Below are 13290 nucleotides of genomic sequence, written 5' to 3'. Positions count from 1 at the left end.
ATAGTTAAAAACTTGCTTGTTTACCGTAAGGAAAGTATTTATAGAATATTTTATAGCACACCTCTCGTAATCCCTTTGGGATATTACTGCTGTCTTTGAAATAAAACACCGGAATGCGATTGTTGGGCGGATTTTCAAATGCGATGACGGTATTTTCTTTAACATGCTGACCGTAGGTAAATAATTCGGTTTCAAACTCTACGATTTTTTCATCTTGTGCTGCATAATCAAATTTTTCCATGATCTGTTTTTTTGAATTTATTATTTCAAATTTAAGATAGTTACCTTTTTGCAATCAAGCTATCTATGGTCTTTTGCAGTCGCGCAATTTCTTCGTCTTTGCTTGCCAGCAGTTTATCCATTAGTTCTTTTTGATTTGATATGTAATTTTCTACAAACCCAAACGAATGTTGCGTGCCCTGGTTTGGCTGAAAATTAATAATGGCAGGCTGATTAGTAATAATGTCCATTGGAGAGACATCAAGTACTGCTGCAATCTTGGTCATCATTTCAGTAGTGAGTTTTGTCTCATTGCGTTCAATTTTCGAGTATGAATTTTGTGCAATGCCAAGTTTAAGTGCAACGTTCTCTTGCGACAGCCCCCGCAACTCTCTGATAACTCTGATTTTTTCACCGAACATATCAATTGTATTTTCGATAAAATTAGCAAAAATCAGGATAAAGTATCACTAAATGAGGTAGGATTTGAAAATTTCGTTGGGCAATTTTATAACTCACCAAAACCAACTTTTTATGAACAAACTCTTATCGTACTTTCTGATTTTAACTATTGCGTTTACCTGCACCAGTTGTGCTTCCATCATCAAAGGCACCACCCAAACCATTCATGTGACCTCAGAGCCGCCCGGAGCGGACATTGAAATCAATGGCGTGCCGCACGGCAAAACTCCGACAGATGTCGTCATCAAAAAAAGCATCAAGGGCGAACCTATCGTATTGAAAAAGGCCGGGTATGAAGACAAGGTGTTCACGCCACCAGTCGTGTTCGACCAGATCGCCATCCTTAACTTGTTTGGACTGGTCGGCTGGGGTGTAGACTACTTCACCGGCGCAATCATGCAATACGCTCCCACCAGCTACTCAATTCCACTCACCCCATTGAAGAAATAATGCCATGAAGAAATTAGTTATACTCTCATGTTTTATCCTGTCCTGCACTGTTGCATTGGCGCAAAAGTCCGTTGACACCGTGTACGTGTCAAACAACGGCACAGCGTTCAAAGTCGGTCAGAAACTCACCCTCGGCTTGGGCACCCGCAGCGATGGGTGGTTCAAGTACATCCTCAGTTTTGATATTTTGGGACTGCCGGAAACAAACAAGCCATTGCCTTCCGAATATGCCACGAAGCAAGTCATTATAACGAAAATCAAACGCCAGAAGGCCCGCATGTTTAGCAAGGGCGATGTGACGGTATACCTGATGTTCAAATCGTTCACGAATGCAGGCATCAACTTCGGTATAAATATTGAACCTGCGCTCGTGGCAAACGAGATAATTGTCAAATGATATGAAGAGGATAGCCATAACAATTATCTGTTTTGCCTTTGTAGTGTTGCAGGGATGCAAAAAGGGTACTGCGTTTGACAATGAACCGATAAAGACACGAACACTGCGATACCTTACGCAATCGACCTGGAAGCAAACGGCCCTTGAATATCAGAACCAAAACGGGACATGGACAGCGAAGACGTTAACAGCGACACAGCTTGCATATGTGTACGCATTTATTAGGACTGGCGACTATAACGGTACGTACACCGTGTACAATGCCAACAACACCGTAAATAGCACGGGGACGTGGATTGTGGTGGGAGACAACACGCAGTTAGCACTCAATTTTTCCATAACGTATGATTTTTCCGTACTCAATGACACGACGATGCAGTTGGCGTTAACTGGTTCGATACCATACGCCGATCCCAGCAGCCACGTCACTACGCAGTACTACGGCATGCGGGAAACCTTTAGTCATTAAATAATGGTAGCTTAGCGTATTACTTTTCCCCGTAATTATATTTACTAAAGAAGCCTCTCAAATTTGAGGGGCTTTGCTTTTATAGAAATCCGAGACCTTAATAAGGTTTTTATAATTTGACACGATAAGTTTGTTTTCTGGTTATCATGTTGCGAATATTCGCTAACTTTATTAACCTAATTATTGCAATGAAACTAACCGAAAATCAACAACTAAATAAAGTACTTTCATTTTTTAGTGACACAGATAATTCACCATTAAATGGGATAGAAATACTCAATGGCCTTATTAAGTTTGGAGTTATAATCGAATTATCATTAATGAGAGAAATATTGTATAAACTGGTGATAGATGGGTACTTAAGAGAGCATGTTAACGATGGCATGTCCATATTGGGATTACCAATGTTAAGCACATATACGTTAACTGTAGATGGTAGTGTCTTTATTAAGAATGGAGGCTATAGCATAGATAGAAAAAGGATTTCATTGATCAAAGACATAACTCTTTCCCAATGGGCTGCTATTGCAACAATTATGGGAACGATTATTGCGTTATGGGCATTATTTATAAAATAATTTTTTTTTAATAATAAAGCCCCTCAAGTGAGGGGCTTGGTTTGTTCAATATCGAACTCGTAATACAGGATGAGGATCTGCTCGGAAGGAACAATTTTGTTTCTCTCGTAACCGAGAATCGTTGAGCGGCTAACGCCAAACCACTTTCCCAACTCTTCTGCACTCAAGCCATGCATGCGCCTGGACATAAGTAATGTTCCGCCCAATGTTTCGGTTTCTTCCATGAATGGATAATACCCGAGGAACTTAATGATTTTGGGGTAATGGGCAATATAGGGTTGTGATCGACCACGTTCCCACATCGTGATAGCCCGTTTTGACACGCCAATCAATTGCCCGACATATAGCTGTGTCAGGTTTCCTTCAATCCGCTTCTTTTGGATATGTTCGCCAATGGTTTCAGGATGCTCTTTGTACGTAGGTTTGACTACTCTTGGCAGCTTCTTGCAGTATCGGGAAAAAGGCAACGCAACAGCGATTTTGCGACGAGTATTTGGTGAGCTTTAATGCTTACCAGGCGGCGTTAAATGCCGGGTACAGCAACAACACGGCGCGCAAGTGCGAGTTGCTGCATTTGCCCAAAATTCAGACCTATTTACAGGCAGCTATGGCGAAGACGGCAGAGCGCCTCGAAATTACGCACGACATGATCTTACGCGAGCTGGCCAAGGTGGCCTTTGCCAATATGGGCGATTATTATGATGAGAACGCGGTGCTGAAACCCATGAACCAGCTGACGCCGGACCAGAAAGCAGCGATACAGCAATACCAGCTGATAGATGCTGTTGGCGATTATGGCGAACGGGCAGGGGAGCTGAGTAAGATAAAGCTGCATAATAAAATGGCGGCTTTGGATAAGATTGCCAGGCATACGGGGTTTTACGCTGCTTCGCAGAGTTCAAAGTCGAAAGTTCAAAGTCAACAGTCGAAACTGATTTTGGAGGGGGCGGGAAAGTCCGGAAGTTGAGAAGAGTTCGCGGGAGGTGAATGCTATTATTGAGGCGGAGATCGAGGCGCTGGTGGCGGCGGAAGAAGCGGGCTTGCCTGAATCTACGGTTCCGGCTTCGGGGTATATTGAAAGGGAGGAGATGTTGCCATCCTTCGCTGATGCTCCTTCGCCAAACAGCTACGGAGCACAAAGAGCTACGGCTGGTGAAAAAAATATTCTTACTTTATCACCCCTTGGAAAGAGAATCAAGAATATAGAATCAGGAACCAAGAGGAAGGAAAAATCCGAAATTGAACATCCGAAATCTGAAATCAAATATCCTGTGCCTCACCATCCAACGCAAGGCCTGCTTTTAGCTTGCGGCGGTTGATGCTGTGCTCCATGCTGAGCAGGAAAGCGGGGAGCAGGGTAAGGTTGCAGATCATCGCGACAAGCAGCGTTACCGATAGTAAAATACCCAAGGCAACCGTGCCGCCAAACGTTGATGCCGCGAAGATGCCGAAGCCGAAGAACAGGATGGTGGCGATATAGATCATGCTGATGCCGGTTTCGCGGATGGTATCGCTTACAATTTGAGATATGCTTTTACGCTTGTGCTGCAACTCCTGGCGGTAGCGGGTGAGGAAATAGATGGTTTGATCGGATGAAATGCCCATCGCGATACTGAAAATAAGGATGGTGGATGGTTTGAGCGCGATGCCCAGGTAACCCATCAGCCCGGCGGTAATGATGAGCGGGATAAGGTTTGGCAGGATGGAAATAAACACCATTTTTACCCCCCTGAACAAGATCCACATCACGATAGCGATGAGGAAAATAGCCAATGCCAGGCTCTGGTATAGGTTTTTTACCATATAGTTGGCACCTTTAACAAAGATGACGCTGGTGCCCGTTAGTTCTACGTGAAACTTTTTAGGGTTAAATATTGAATCGATACGGGGTTGCAGTTCGGCAAAGAGGGCGTTGAGTTTTTTGGAACCAATATCTGCCATCTGGAAACTAACACGGGTGGTTTGTTTGGTACTATCAAGGTAAGCGCGCAGCATGTTGTTGCCCTTGCCAGAGTTCGCGGCATAACCCAGGATGAAGGTTTTCTCCATATCATCCGGCAAACGGTAATAGTTGGTATCGCCACCGTAAAAAGCCTGGGTAGAGTATTTAAGTACCTGCGTAAGCGATATGGAACGGCTGAACTCCGGGTAAGATGAGATGAGGTTTTCCAGGCGTTCTACCTTGTGTATGGTAGGCAGGTTCATCATCCCGTTCTTGCGTTTGCTGTCAATGGTCACCTCTAAAGGTAAAACTCCTTTAAAGTTGGATTCGAAGAATCGGAGATCAGTTAAGGTAGTACTGGTTTTTGGCAGGTCGTCAACTACAAAGCTGTTCACGTTAATGCGGGTGATGCCATAAACACTGATAAGGACAAGTACTACCGTGCCGGTGTAAATAGCTTTTCGATAGTTATGTACCCAATGATCAACCTTTGCTAACAGTAGTTGCATGGCCGGGCGGTTTTTGATGCCGCTTTGAGTTTTCCCGGGTTCAGGCAAATAGCTAAAGATGATAGGTATGAGGATAAGCGTAAGCGCAAAAGTTACCAAGATGCTGATGCTGGCTACGAGGCCAAACTCGGTGAGGATCTGGCTATCGGTAAAGCAAAGCACGCCAAAGCCGATGGCGGTGGTTACGTTGGCGATGAAAGTGGTGATGCCTACCTTTTCGATCACGGTATGCAGCGATGCCATCTTATCGCCGGTAAGGCCAAACTCGCGGTAGTATTTGTTAAGCAGGAAGATGCTGTTAGGGATACCGATAACTACAATGAGCGGTGGGATGATGCCCGTAAGCAGGGTGATATCGTAATGATTGAGCACCAGGATACCCAGGCTGCATATCACGCCAAGTACAACCACAATAAGCGGGAAAATAACCGCGTAAGCCGTACGGAAGAACAGGAGCAGGATGATGGCGGTAATGCCTAATGACAGCGCAAGAAAGAGGATAAACTCGTGCGAGACGAGATCGCTGATGACAGTGCGGATATAAGGTTGCCCCGAGATGTGCACCTGCACATGATTGTCCCTGGCAAATTGATCGGCTTCGGCTTGTATGCTGCTGATCATTTTAGCGCGGAGCTTGCTGTTGATGTAGCTTGCTTTAAGGGTTACTGCCATCAGGGTAGCCTGTTTATCGCGACTCAATATTAATCCATTGTAAAAGGGTAGCGCGTAAAGCTGTTGTTTAACACTGTCGGCTGCAGCCTGATTAATAAGCGGCCCGGTAACTAAAGGGTTAAGTACAAATTTGCGCTGTGTGGTGTCTTTTTGCAGCTTGTAAATATTGCCCTGCGAAACTACAGCTGTAACCCCGGGTATTTTTTGCAGCCGTTTGCCCAACTGGTACCAGGCGTTAAACAGGTCCTTTTGAAAAAGGTTGGGCGTTTTAATGCCGATGACCATGGCTGTACCGTCTTCGCCAAAGGTTTTGCGGAATTGCATAAAGCGGATGTAGGCGCTATCGGTTACGGGAAGTATTTTACCGGCATTATAGGCCAGGTGTACTTTGCTTGCCTTAAAACCCATGAAGCCGCAAAACAACAATACAATGGCGAGGATGAGCAGTCGGCTTTTAAGAATGATGTCGGCAAGCTTTTTCCAGAACATTGAATACAGATTTTGTTGCGAGGCGGTAAAACTACGAAATTTGCGTAAACCCTAAATTTTTGAACGATATTGTGACACAAAATAACAAGGCAGGGGTTAGGTATATACTATGTTACGACTGATAAAGAGTTTTGGCTACGCATTTAAAGGACTTTGGTATGCCACCAAAACCCAGCGTAACTTCCGTATCCATTTGGTTGCCGCGGTAGTTACCATTGCCATGGGATTTTACCTGCACCTGCAGCAAAGTGAGTGGCTATGGATAAGCCTTGCCATTACCATGGTGCTTACCGCAGAACTGCTTAACACCGCCATCGAGGTATTAACAGACCGGGTATCGCCGGAATATAATGTGAAGGCGGGGCATACTAAAGATACGGCAGCCGCCGCGGTTACCATAACTGCATTTTTTGCTATTGTGGTTGGTGCCATCATCCTGTTACCTAAAATTATAGCTTTGTTTTAGTATGCTGCACAAAACCCGGGGTATTGTTTTTAAAACCACCAATTACGGCGAGAGCAGTGTGATCGTTCAGGTATATACCGAAAAGTTCGGACTGCAATCGTATATCATTAACGGGGTAAAGAAACCGAGAGCTAAGATCAACCGAAACATGTTACAGCCATTGTTTTTGCTGGACATGGTGGTATATAATAAGCCGGGAGGGGGGATCCAGCGCGTATCCGAACTGAAGAACGAACCGTTGTTACAAAGTATACCTTATGATGTGATCAAAACCTCGATCGTGATGTTTTTGAACGAGGTGCTGTATAAAGCAGTAAAACACCAGGCTACAGATGAAAACCTGTTCGGCTTCATCTTCCATGCCATTGAACTGTTGGAACACCAGCAGGAAGGACTGGCAAATTTTCACCTGTTGTTTTTACTGAAACTGACGCGCTACATGGGTTTTTACCCGGAAGTGAACCAGAACATCAACGCCGACTTTTTTGACCTGAAGGAAGGAGTGTTTAAACGATATAAGCCGGAGCATACGTTGTACCTGTCGCCACCCCATACGCAAAGCTTTAATATGCTGCTGCAATACTCGTTCGAGGATATGACGGCTTTAAGGATCGGTAATGATGAACGCCGGTACCTTATCAATAAACTATTGGAGTATTATGCCCTGCACATCGAAAACTTTGGCGATGTACATTCGCACGAGATATTGGAAGAAGTATTGGGTTAGTTAGGTACTACCAGCACTTTGCTGATCACCCTTTCCAGTTCATCAATATCAAAGGGCTTGGCTAAAAAACAATCGGCACCGGCATTTTGGGCCAGTAGCTGTATATCATTATTAGCCGAGAAATAAATTACAGGAACATCTTTATAATCCGAAGATGCTTTTAAGGTTTGGGTGGCCATAATGCCGCCAACATCAGGTATCCAGTTATCCATCAAAATTACACGGGGGTTAATATCTGCAACCTTACTGATAATGTTGTTACAATCATTAAAAGTGTGTACTTCCCAACCTTGTTCTTCTAAAATATATGTGCAAATTGATAAGATGTCTTCATCGTCATCAAAAATAATAATACGTTTTGAGTTATTGTGTTCCATCGTTTGTTATGACAGGTTATGGGCTAAGTATATAGTAAAACATGAAAGTAACCCAAATAACAATCAGGCTGAGTAGTTGTTTTTATTTTTTTGCTTTTTATGTAAATTACATAAAGCACCAATCTTAGTGGGTTTTTAATATATGTATACAATAACTAATGTAACTATATTGCGTGTTAGTACATGCTATTTTACGTTGCATGCTTTTGCGGGGTAATTAATATTGCTGGTAATCAGCATAATAAAATAAATTGAAAAAACATTTTGTGAAAACGCAGAACAACCCTATATTTGCAATCCCAAAACAAACAAAGGGAGTTTAGCTCAGCTGGTTCAGAGCATCTGCCTTACAAGCAGAGGGTCACTGGTTCGAACCCAGTAATTCCCACATTAATAAAATCCTTCAGATTAGTTTCTGAGGGATTTTTTGTTTAAGCGTTATTTAAGCCTTTCAAATAATTAACCCATCCCGACATATCGGTTGCTGAGTAATGATCTGTTAACTGGCCGGAAATGTCAAAATCAGGGTGAAGCATCAGCTCTGTTGCGCCTTTGTCTTTCCTTGGTATTTTATTACTTAAAAAGTAATCTATCGTTTCAAATTGGTCAGAATAGTTACAGCCCGAGTTTGTTATCTTCCGATTAATGTATCGCCTGAAAAGGAATTTGATGTAACTACCCTCATTATATGTTTGTGCTAATCTCAGTTTTACTTTATGGCGTTGTGCTGCATCTAAAAATATTTCGTAAAAACCAGGTAAAGTATGCAGGTGATGGTGTGAATCGATATGGGTGATCTTTACTTTCGAGTTTACTACTTTTAATACCTGGGCTTCAATTTCGGCCCTGAAATCATTTTTGGTTTGTGTATCTAAAAACTTGACTTTTTTTGAGGTTGTTGATTTATCCCAATGCCCGTTTGCGGTTAAATATCTTTTATTTTTAAAATTGGTGAGCGGTTTGCCATCATCAAGGTTAATGTGTACGCCAACATTTTGTATCGAAGTATTAGCATGGATCATTTCAACTGCTTCATCAAATGCGAAATTAATTTCAGTGCCTGCTGTTGCCATTAACGAAGTACTGTTAATATATCCATGCTCATAGCAATATAAAATTGCCTTGTTAACCGATGTTTTAAGACCAAAGTCATCTGCATTAACAATCAAATTTTCAGGTATTTGCATGTTTAACCGTTTAGTTTTGTGCAAACTTTACAGCATCAACAATGCCGGCCGCGCCCGATTCAAAGTTATACTGTTGAACGTGGGCATAAGCATTACCCGAAAATTGTGCATACAGCTTATCGTTAGCTAATAAACTAATAATTTTGTCGGCCCAGATATCTTCATCACATGGCAGCACATACCCATTTACACTATCAATTACAAGGTCGTTTTGTACCCCTGCATTTTGGCATGTAATTACCGGAACGCCCGATGCCATTGCTTCGTTAGCTACAATACCCCATGCATCGTTCCTGCTCGGAAATAAAAAAAGTTTTGCGCGCGGGTAATAATCGGGCAATTGTTTTTGGTCAATAAAGCCGGGCATATCATAGGCAATATTATACTGTTTAAGCAACGTTTCCATTTCTGCTGCCATATTGCCACTGCCTAATATCAGCACTTTACAATGCCCTATTCTCTCTTTAACCTTTCGGGCAACTTCAACAAAAAAAAGGGGCATCTTTCCTTCTATTAATCGCCCCGAAAACATTAGCGTATATTCCTTTTCAGTTGATTTAACTTTTCCAAAAAGCGAATTATCAATAGCCAGGCAGCTCTTAAAAATTTTCTCTTTGGTTATTTTATAACTTTCGTATAGTTGCACACTTCCCTTGCTGGCCCCAATAAATGCTTTCGAATTTGAATAAACTATTTTGCGCACCAGCCTATGGATAAAAGAAAGGCTCTTCTCCGATCGTAATGTCCCATCAGTAAAGGGTATAAATTTTGCGCTGTGCAATTTTGCCCAAATAAAGCTGTATAGCATTGTTGGGTTAAAGCCGGTTGTAATAATTATTTGGGGTTTTAGCTTATTTAAAACTTTATATATCGAAAAATTGTTGTGAATATATCCCTCGCTCTTATCAGCTAAAAAGACCTTTTCATAACTGCCGTATTGAAATTTCCATTCGCGGTTGGGTTCAAGTTTTACACAATAAATTACGAGGTAATCTGAGTTTAAAGATTCAAATACTAAATCATGGATCTTTTCCCGATAAGGTGATGGTGCGTTTGTTAAATGTACAACTGCGGGCATACGCCAATTATACACAAAAATGTTAGATTTTTGTGCCGAATTACGTTTTTAAAGTAAATACAATAGGTAATAGCGGATAGATAATTTAAGAATTGTATAAACCGGTTACACGAATTAATATGCGGAATGATAAATATTAAAAAACTACATTTTAAAAAAAATGCCAGCGAAAAGTGGTTTTTATCCCTGCCGGAGTGGAATGGAGGTCCTGAAGAGTTGGAAATGGTTTCGGGTGCCGATACACTGCTCGATATCCTGTCGGAGGACGGAAGCGAGTGTATATTATACATGTCGGAATCGCAATTTGAAGGTGCGCATGTAATAGAGCTTTTAGCCGAAAGAGAACCAGATAAGGGTGGTGGCGGAGATTATATTTTGAAAGTGTACAATGGTGAAGTTATTGACCTGAAAATATGGCTTTGCGAAGTAACACGCTGGGTTTGGGGTAAACTTCCGGTGAGTATTTATTTTTCACGCACCGGCAATGGGTGAGTTTTACAACATTTTATGCCGGGCCTGCGTAAAATGATTCTTTTGATACGCATTTAGTTACATGGGCTTAGGTTTTGCTACGTCCGACGTTTATGATTACTATATTGCAAAAGGCATCGGTATCATAGCAAATGATTCCTCAGTAGACAACGCATTAGGCGGGTCAGTAACTACTCATTCAACATTACTGAGCTATTCCATTAAATAATAATGATCACGCTTTCTTTATTGCGGCTACCACATCACTTAGTTTAGGTACTTTTTCAAATGCCTGCACTAATTTACCTGCTTTGGTATAAACAGCTATATATGGTGTGGTTTTAACCTGGTAATACTTTTGTACTAAATAGGTATAGCCTTCGGTGCCAACGGTAATATTAGGGTATTTATCCAACTCATAATCCTTATAAAAAACCTGTATGGCCTGCAGGCTCGACCAGGTAATCATCACGATCTGAGTTTTGTGTAGTAAATTTTTATGTTGCTTTTTCTCAGCCTTTAACTGGTCGGTAATTTCATCTGTAAAATGTTGGCAGTGTGTACAGTCCGGCGAAAAATATATAATCATTACCGGCCCGCTTTTTTTCAATTGAGCAGGGGTAACATATACACTATCTGGATTTAGTATACGATAAGGCGGAATAGGTTTGCCGCCATTTTGCGCATTTAACGATGCAAAAGTTAATATGAAGGAAAAAAGTAATGCTATTCTTTTCATGCTGTTCAAATTATGCGGTAAATATACAGATCAACCCTGTAATAAGTCCATTTGTATTAATATGTGTTCTTCCGTTATGGGGTATAGCTTACCGTTGCGGATGCTTTGATAAACAGCTTCAAACAATCCCATATAATCACCCTTTAACGACGGAATACTCTCTATATTTTTGGTGCCGTCTGCATTCATGGTAAATAGTTTTCCTTCAACACCTTCGGATTCTATGCCGTATTGTGCATCTGTGGGTAGCATGTTTTTATCTAATTGTATTTCCTGCGGGTCAACACGGTCTTTTATATAAGTTCCGGTAGTGCCTTGCAGCACAAATGATGGTAAGGGCTGTACGGCCATCAGGTTTGAAGCAGCAAATACATTTAGCTGGTTTGGATATTTAAGATGAAAGAAAAAATAATCATCCACTTCAGATCCCGGGCGGTATTTACCTGTAGTTTTGGTAAAGCTTTGAGGCTTGCCAAAAAGGCTGATGATCTGGTCAAGCAAATGCGGGCCAAGGTCAAACACCAATCCACTTGCCGGGGTAGCCGCGGTTTCTTTAAATACCTTGGGGCTTATTAAAGGTTTAAACCTGTCAAACCTGAAGGTAACCTCGCTTAACTGGCCAAGCTTGCCGCTTTCTATCACTTGTTTAATGGATAAGAAATCACTATCCCAGCGGCGGTTCTGGTAAATAAATACTTGCTTGTTTTGTTTGCGGCCTAAGTCAAAAAGCTCCTGTACTTCGGCTATGTTTGCCGCTGCCGGTTTCTCTATTAAAACATGCTTGCCGGCATTCAGGGCTTGTTTGGCAAGCTCATAATGCGTGTTGTTGGGCGTGTTTACAATAGCCAGTTCTATCTCATCATCAGCCAGCAATTCATCGTTGCTGTTATAGCTGATGATATCCGGATAGCGCTCTGCAGCTGTTTTTTTGCTACGTTCGGTTATTGCTTTAAGCTCAAATCCCGGGTGACCGGAAACAAAGGGCGCATGGAATATTCTGCCCGACATGCCGTACGACATAATGCCGGTTACTATTGGTTTTGCCATTCGCAATTATAACAAATAAACCATAAAGTTTATGTCTGCGTTTTTAGTTTGGGCGTATTGCTATAGCCTAAAGTTTTGCTATTTTTGGAGCACAAAAAACAAAACAGATATGAACTTTCCAGCCGATTTAAAGTATACAAAAGACCATGAGTGGGTTAAGCTTGATGGTGAGGTGGCAACTATAGGCATCACAGACTTTGCCCAGGGCGAATTGGGTGACATTGTGTATGTTGAAGTAAATACGGTGAAAGAGATAATTGGAGCTGAAGATGTTTTTGGCACGATAGAAGCCGTAAAAACTGTTTCTGATCTGTTTATGCCCGTTACCGGCGAGATTATTGAATTGAACCCTGCATTAACAGCTAACCCCGAATTGGTAAATACTGACCCGTATGGCGAAGGTTGGATAGTAAAAGCTATCGTGGAAGATGTTGCTTCTGTTGCGGCATTACTTTCGGCAGATGAATATAAAAAACTGATAGGCGCCTAAATGCAAGGCGCATTTAAATATCAAGGGCTCACTTTATGGTGGGCCTTATTTATTTTTGTGCTTTGCTCCATTAAAATGGGAGGTGTTTCAGAATCGCCCATGTTTTTTGCCGGGTTTGATAAACTTGTACACTGCGGTTTATTTTTTGTGCTGACCGTAATGCTATGCAGCGGTATGTTACGTAATAACGGCAAGCACAATTTAAGCATAAAACAGGCGTTTGTAAGTTTTATTTTAGCTGAAGCTTTTGGCGGTTTCATTGAAATATTACAAAAATATATGTTTACATGGCGCAGCGGCGATTGGGCCGACCTGTTTGCCGATACTGTTGGCGTTGGCATGGGTATGTTTAGCGTACAGGTTACCCTTTGGGCATTTAATTATGAAAAAAAATAAACTGTTATTTTTAACCTTCGTGCTGCTTGGCGCGACATTGAGTTCATGCGGGCTTTTCCATAAGGGCTGTGGTTGCCCAAAGGTTTTTTATAAAGCGGCAGCTGTTCAAAAACATTAATTTTAGT

The 13290-nt window shown here is 41.9% G+C and carries 20 protein-coding genes, 1 tRNA gene and 1 pseudogene; 12 read left to right on the top strand and 10 right to left on the bottom strand.

The annotated features are described in order from the left end of the window. Positions 1 to 4 precede the first annotated feature (4 nt). Both KXQ82_RS15440 and KXQ82_RS15435 read right to left on the bottom strand, forming a co-directional pair. Positions 5 to 241: a hypothetical protein gene (locus tag KXQ82_RS15440; RefSeq protein WP_219489339.1), complete on the bottom strand. Its 237-nt coding sequence runs from the start codon at positions 239 to 241 to the stop codon at positions 5 to 7. Positions 242 to 281: 40 nt separating this feature from the next. Beyond that, on the bottom strand, positions 282 to 641 hold the full coding sequence (locus KXQ82_RS15435; protein ID WP_219489338.1) for a helix-turn-helix domain-containing protein: 360 nt from the start codon (positions 639 to 641) through the stop codon (positions 282 to 284). Positions 642 to 753: 112 nt separating this feature from the next. Here KXQ82_RS15435 and KXQ82_RS15430 point away from each other — a divergent pair, with 112 nt between their 5' ends. The 4 genes from KXQ82_RS15430 (at position 754) to KXQ82_RS15415 (ending at position 2575) form a co-directional block, all read left to right on the top strand. Next, positions 754 to 1131, top strand: coding sequence for a PEGA domain-containing protein (locus KXQ82_RS15430; RefSeq protein ID WP_219489337.1), 378 nt, complete (start codon positions 754 to 756; stop codon positions 1129 to 1131). Between the two features lie 4 nt (positions 1132 to 1135). After that, positions 1136 to 1528: a hypothetical protein gene (locus KXQ82_RS15425; RefSeq protein ID WP_219489336.1), complete on the top strand. Its 393-nt coding sequence runs from the start codon at positions 1136 to 1138 to the stop codon at positions 1526 to 1528. A gap of 1 nt (position 1529) precedes the next feature. Continuing rightward, positions 1530 to 1997: a hypothetical protein gene (locus tag KXQ82_RS15420; protein ID WP_219489335.1), complete on the top strand. Its 468-nt coding sequence runs from the start codon at positions 1530 to 1532 to the stop codon at positions 1995 to 1997. 188 nt (positions 1998 to 2185) lie between these two features. Further along, entirely contained in the window at positions 2186 to 2575 is a 390-nt protein-coding gene (locus KXQ82_RS15415; protein ID WP_219489334.1) for a hypothetical protein, read from the top strand. Between the two features lie 23 nt (positions 2576 to 2598). On the opposite strand, the gene KXQ82_RS19890 is transcribed toward KXQ82_RS15415, so the two are convergent. Next, positions 2599 to 2799 (bottom strand): helix-turn-helix domain-containing protein, encoded by a 201-nt coding sequence (locus tag KXQ82_RS19890; RefSeq protein WP_255563678.1) that lies wholly within the window; start codon positions 2797 to 2799, stop codon positions 2599 to 2601. 21 nt (positions 2800 to 2820) lie between these two features. Further along, positions 2821 to 3042, bottom strand: a pseudogene (locus tag KXQ82_RS19995) (helix-turn-helix domain-containing protein); the annotation flags it as partial. On the opposite strand from KXQ82_RS19995, the gene KXQ82_RS15405 reads away from it, so the two are divergent. Next, on the top strand, positions 3009 to 3542 hold the full coding sequence (locus tag KXQ82_RS15405) for a terminase small subunit (protein WP_219489332.1): 534 nt from the start codon (positions 3009 to 3011) through the stop codon (positions 3540 to 3542). The pseudogene KXQ82_RS19995 and the gene KXQ82_RS15405 overlap by 34 nt on opposite strands. Positions 3543 to 3558: 16 nt before the next feature. Beyond that, the gene (locus KXQ82_RS15400; RefSeq protein ID WP_219489331.1) at positions 3559 to 3894 is read left to right on the top strand and encodes a hypothetical protein; all 336 of its coding nucleotides are present in this window, start codon (positions 3559 to 3561) and stop codon (positions 3892 to 3894) included. Here KXQ82_RS15400 and KXQ82_RS15395 read toward each other — a convergent pair. Beyond that, positions 3836 to 6187: an efflux RND transporter permease subunit gene (locus KXQ82_RS15395; protein ID WP_219489330.1), complete on the bottom strand. Its 2352-nt coding sequence runs from the start codon at positions 6185 to 6187 to the stop codon at positions 3836 to 3838. The two genes, KXQ82_RS15400 and KXQ82_RS15395, sit on opposite strands and share 59 nt — an antisense overlap. A gap of 109 nt (positions 6188 to 6296) precedes the next feature. Between KXQ82_RS15395 and KXQ82_RS15390 the strand changes: the two genes are divergently transcribed. Next, positions 6297 to 6653 (top strand): diacylglycerol kinase family protein, encoded by a 357-nt coding sequence (locus KXQ82_RS15390; RefSeq protein WP_219489329.1) that lies wholly within the window; start codon positions 6297 to 6299, stop codon positions 6651 to 6653. Position 6654: 1 nt separating this feature from the next. Beyond that, positions 6655 to 7380: a DNA repair protein RecO gene (gene recO, locus KXQ82_RS15385; RefSeq protein ID WP_219489328.1), complete on the top strand. Its 726-nt coding sequence runs from the start codon at positions 6655 to 6657 to the stop codon at positions 7378 to 7380. Here the strand turns inward: recO and KXQ82_RS15380 are convergent. Further along, a complete protein-coding gene (locus KXQ82_RS15380; RefSeq protein WP_219489327.1) occupies positions 7377 to 7757 on the bottom strand; it encodes a response regulator in 381 nt (126 codons plus the stop codon). The two genes, recO and KXQ82_RS15380, sit on opposite strands and share 4 nt — an antisense overlap. A gap of 313 nt (positions 7758 to 8070) precedes the next feature. On the opposite strand from KXQ82_RS15380, the gene KXQ82_RS15375 reads away from it, so the two are divergent. Then, positions 8071 to 8145, top strand: a tRNA-Val gene (locus tag KXQ82_RS15375). Positions 8146 to 8188: 43 nt separating this feature from the next. On the opposite strand, the gene KXQ82_RS15370 is transcribed toward KXQ82_RS15375, so the two are convergent. Beyond that, positions 8189 to 8944, bottom strand: a complete 756-nt coding sequence (locus KXQ82_RS15370; protein ID WP_219489326.1) for a carbohydrate deacetylase — start codon at positions 8942 to 8944, stop codon at positions 8189 to 8191. Positions 8945 to 8954: 10 nt separating this feature from the next. Continuing rightward, positions 8955 to 9752: a glycosyltransferase family 4 protein gene (locus tag KXQ82_RS15365; protein ID WP_219489325.1), complete on the bottom strand. Its 798-nt coding sequence runs from the start codon at positions 9750 to 9752 to the stop codon at positions 8955 to 8957. A 396-nt stretch (positions 9753 to 10148) separates the two neighbouring features. Between KXQ82_RS15365 and KXQ82_RS15360 the strand changes: the two genes are divergently transcribed. Further along, complete coding sequence (locus tag KXQ82_RS15360) at positions 10149 to 10514, top strand: DUF6717 family protein (RefSeq protein ID WP_219489324.1); 366 nt, start codon at positions 10149 to 10151, stop codon at positions 10512 to 10514. Positions 10515 to 10728: 214 nt separating this feature from the next. Here KXQ82_RS15360 and KXQ82_RS15355 read toward each other — a convergent pair whose 3' ends face one another. Next, entirely contained in the window at positions 10729 to 11232 is a 504-nt protein-coding gene (locus KXQ82_RS15355; RefSeq protein ID WP_219489323.1) for a TlpA family protein disulfide reductase, read from the bottom strand. A 30-nt stretch (positions 11233 to 11262) separates the two neighbouring features. Beyond that, positions 11263 to 12279 (bottom strand): Gfo/Idh/MocA family oxidoreductase, encoded by a 1017-nt coding sequence (locus KXQ82_RS15350; RefSeq protein WP_219489322.1) that lies wholly within the window; start codon positions 12277 to 12279, stop codon positions 11263 to 11265. 109 nt (positions 12280 to 12388) lie between these two features. Here KXQ82_RS15350 and gcvH point away from each other — a divergent pair, with 109 nt between their 5' ends. After that, on the top strand, positions 12389 to 12769 hold the full coding sequence (gcvH, locus tag KXQ82_RS15345) for a glycine cleavage system protein GcvH (RefSeq protein ID WP_219489321.1): 381 nt from the start codon (positions 12389 to 12391) through the stop codon (positions 12767 to 12769). Continuing rightward, entirely contained in the window at positions 12770 to 13165 is a 396-nt protein-coding gene (locus KXQ82_RS15340) for a VanZ family protein (RefSeq protein ID WP_219489320.1), read from the top strand. It abuts the gene before it with no gap. Positions 13166 to 13290: the final 125 nt, after the last annotated feature.

Source organism: Mucilaginibacter rivuli (assembly GCF_019391655.1).
In the GTDB taxonomy this organism is placed as follows: domain Bacteria; phylum Bacteroidota; class Bacteroidia; order Sphingobacteriales; family Sphingobacteriaceae; genus Mucilaginibacter; species Mucilaginibacter rivuli.
The sequence above is the reverse complement of the archived record's forward strand: the minus strand, read 5'-3'. Positions and strand labels throughout refer to the sequence as shown.